Source organism: Microcystis sp. LEGE 08355 (genome assembly GCF_015207185.1).
Classification (GTDB): Bacteria; Cyanobacteriota; Cyanobacteriia; order Cyanobacteriales; family Microcystaceae; genus Microcystis; species Microcystis panniformis.
This window is the reverse complement of the sequence record NZ_JADEXI010000598.1, coordinates 1-2797: the sequence shown is the minus strand read 5'-3', so window position 1 is coordinate 2797 and position 2797 is coordinate 1. Positions and strand designations below refer to the sequence as shown.

Here is a 2797-nt window from a genome sequence, read left to right as displayed (position 1 = left end):
CNTAGCCTACTCTTTCTTGCTTTTCGTACCAAGCTTGTGTTCTGAGATGGAGAGCTTTATTGTAAACCAATCTTACACAGCCCAAAGTGCGCCGCAATAGCGACTCTTGTTCGGGTGTGGGGTAAAATCGAAACGAGTAGGCTTTTTCCATGTCTCGCACTCTAGCATATATTTCGTAAATGGGCTAATATTTAACAGTAAAGCCGTCGTAGAACGACGGGGTTTCAGACCCAAAATTTTCGATGAGTGCATGAGTGCCTATCCTCACCAAGAAGTTAAGTGGGTGGGTGGAATTAAATATAAGATGAAGGTAGGTTGGGTTGAAGCATGAAACCCAACTCCCCCATAAGTTACGCTACCGCTAACCCATCCTACAAATAATTGTGCCTCCCTACTTAATTTTGTCCTATTACTTATCAAATACAGCGTTTCTCATCAAGAGGAAGCATAACCTAATTTGGTATCGACGACTGGCTCTCCAAAAGGAGAACTTCCTACCTCACCATGAAGATAACTGCTTTAATTAGCCAATTATATATGTTATTTTCAGTGATCACTGTTCACTGATTACTGATTACTGATCACTGAATTTAGGCTTCTTGGTTGACAAAAGGCAATAAAGCCATTAAACGGGCCCGTTTCACCGCTTCCGTTAAATCTCGCTGTTGTTTAGAAGTTAAACCGGTGATACGTCTAGGCAGAATTTTGCCGCGTTCGGTGATGAATTTGCGGAGGAGTTCGGTGTCTTTGTAGTCAATCGGTTGACTGGGGGAGATGGGAGAAAGACGTTTACGATAGTAGCTCATAGATTTGTAAAGATTGCTTGACTTTTTAACTAAAGTGTGCTTACTTAATTTCCTTGTGGACGGTGTGCTTATTGCAGTGGGGACAGTATTTCTTGATTTCCAGTCTGCCGGTGGTATTGCGACGGTTTTTGCTGGTGGTGTAGCGAGAAACGCCGGGGGTACGCTTATCGGGATTACTGCGGCATTCCGTGCATTCTACAGTGATGATCAGGCGAACGCCTTTTTTACTAGCCATAACAACAGGGGATCGGGTAAATTTACACGCAATCGATCATTATGACATATCTGGGGCTTTTTAGGCAAGAGCGGCCGGGGCGAACGCAGGGAATTGTCGGCTAAAAAGTTCAGTTTGGGATGAAATCCAGCACAAAAAAGCTAGAATAATCATAGCAGTTGGCGAGGATGAGAAAAAATGACGATAAGATTGGGTCAACCGATTTTAGTGACGGGGATAGGCATTACCGTCGCTTTAACCCTGGGGGAAACTCTCAATAGCAGACTGAGCGAAATCGGTTCATGGGGTATTTTCGGTGCGATTGCTCTTGGTGCCGGTATCTGGTTTTGGCAAAAACCCAACTCGAAAATCGATTTTTCCCTTCCCACTCCCCTGAGTCTAGAAAAGGTTAAACAAGCGATTAGCAAGGCTGAGCAGATAATTAATTATCTGGCCAAAGAAGACCCTAATCAAGACTTAACCCCACTCAAAACCAGTTTAACCCAATTAAATCAAGAATTTAGTCGCCAAGACCTGAAAATTGCCATTACTGGTGCGAGAAAAACTGGTAAAACTGCCTTAAAAAAACTACTAGAAAGCGGCAACTTTGGGGAATCTGTCGCTTTTATGGAAACGGAACCGCTTCTAACTCTCGACTCCACCACTAACCAGAAAAAAGCTCTGGCAGCCGACTTAGTTTTGTATCTCATCAATGGGGATTTGAGCGATTCCGAATGGCAAATTCTCCAGCAATTCGATCGAATGCACCAGCGTGTTATCCTGTTACTGAATAAACAGGATCGTTTACCGGACGAAACCAGAGAAGAAATTCTCCTTTCCCTGAAACAAAGACTGAAAGAAACTATTCCCGCTCATCATATTTTAGCCATAGCCGCTGCCCCTGAACCCCTAAAAGTTCGTCAACATCAAAGCAATGGAGAAATCAAGGAATGGACGGAACCCCAAACCGTGGTTATCACTCCTTTAGATAATCATCTCCGACAAATTATCGAACAAGAAAAGCAGCAATTAGTTCTCGGAACTATCTGGAGACAAGCGCTCGAATTAGCCAAGGAAACCAAACAATTACTCAATCAATCCCGACGCAAAAAGGCTTTACCTGTTATCGAACAATACCAATGGATAGCTGCTACTGCCACTTTTGCTAATCCTCTTGCGGCCCTAGATTTAGTTTTAGCGGCAGCCACTAACGCTCAAATGTTAGTGGATTTAGGGGCAATTTATCAACAAAAAATGTCCCTTGAACAGGCAAAAACAGCCATGACTACCCTGGGGAAAATGATGGTACAATTGGGCATGGTAGAAGTGACAACCCAAGCATTAGGAACGATTCTCAAGGGAAATGCGATTACTTATATTGCTGGTGGTACAGTGCAGGGAATTGGAGCAGCCTATTTAACTCGTTTAGCAGGTTTAAGTTTAGTTGAATATTTCCAAGAACAGGAAATTAACGAGCAGCTGAATAATGATTGGAATTGGACGAGTTTGCAGAATAAAGTTAAACAGGTCTGGGAACAAAATCAGCGCCTAGCATTTTTACAGGATTTTGTCAAGCAAACGAGCGCTCGTTGGTCGGCATTTTCTGGTTAAAAAATCTATAGCAATTTCCATAGTTGTGAAGTACAGAGTCTTAGGTTTTGAGGAGTCAGGAGTCAGGAGTCAGGAGTCAGGAGTCAGGATTCAGGTTTTAGGGTTTTAGGGTTTTAGGGTTTTAGGGTTTTAGTTCAATTTCCCCACTTCCCCATCACCCCACTTC

Annotated in this window: 4 protein-coding genes; 1 reads left to right on the top strand and 3 read right to left on the bottom strand. The window is 43.1% G+C overall.

Annotation, left to right across the window (positions count from 1 at the left end):
* The 3 genes from IQ242_RS21685 to rpmG all read right to left on the bottom strand — a co-directional run.
* Window positions 1–151, bottom strand: a 151-nt coding sequence (locus IQ242_RS21685; RefSeq protein ID WP_193961367.1) for a helix-turn-helix domain-containing protein, incomplete at its 3' end; no start/stop codon positions are given.
* Between the two features lie 439 nt (window positions 152–590).
* The gene (rpsR, locus tag IQ242_RS21680; protein WP_002770735.1) at window positions 591–806 is read right to left on the bottom strand and encodes a 30S ribosomal protein S18; all 216 of its coding nucleotides are present in this window, start codon (window positions 804–806) and stop codon (window positions 591–593) included.
* A 40-nt stretch (window positions 807–846) separates the two neighbouring features.
* Entirely contained in the window at window positions 847–1041 is a 195-nt protein-coding gene (gene rpmG / locus IQ242_RS21675; protein ID WP_002734724.1) for a 50S ribosomal protein L33, read from the bottom strand.
* A gap of 177 nt (window positions 1042–1218) precedes the next feature.
* Here rpmG and IQ242_RS21670 point away from each other — a divergent pair, with 177 nt between their 5' ends.
* Entirely contained in the window at window positions 1219–2631 is a 1413-nt protein-coding gene (locus IQ242_RS21670; RefSeq protein WP_193961366.1) for a DUF697 domain-containing protein, read from the top strand.
* Window positions 2632–2797 lie beyond the last annotated feature (166 nt).

Bases quoted from the DNA above. Each gene is read 5' to 3' on its own strand.
- rpsR (WP_002770735.1), bottom strand. From the start codon at position 806: ATGAGCTACTATCGTAAACGTCTTTCTCCCATCTCCCCCAGTCAACCG.
- IQ242_RS21670 (WP_193961366.1), top strand. From the start codon at position 1,219: ATGACGATAAGATTGGGTCAACCGATTTTAGTGACGGGGATAGGCATT.
- rpmG (WP_002734724.1), bottom strand. From the start codon at position 1,041: ATGGCTAGTAAAAAAGGCGTTCGCCTGATCATCACTGTAGAATGCACG.